1 pseudogene is annotated in these 207 nt (G+C 58.9%); it reads left to right on the top strand.

From position 1 onward, the window contains the following. Window positions 1-172, top strand: a pseudogene (locus tag AB3X89_RS40940) (IS3 family transposase); the annotation flags it as partial. Window positions 173-207 lie beyond the last annotated feature (35 nt).

Genomic DNA, 207 nt, shown 5'->3' on the forward strand with positions numbered 1-207 from the left:
GATCCATCACCTCGGACCGTGGCGCAATCTGCAGGCCGTTGAAATGGCGACGCTCGAATGGGTGGACTGGTTCAACAATCGTCGGCTCTTCGGCCCCATCGGCAACATTCCACCTGCCGAGGCAGAAGCCGCTTACTATGCAAATCTCGCTGAGTCTGTCACTGTGGCATGACGCAAGCAAAACGGTCTCCGGAAAACCCGGGGCGG

This window comes from Paraburkholderia sp. BR14320 (genome assembly GCF_040948665.1).
GTDB lineage: Bacteria > Pseudomonadota > Gammaproteobacteria > Burkholderiales > Burkholderiaceae > Paraburkholderia > Paraburkholderia youngii.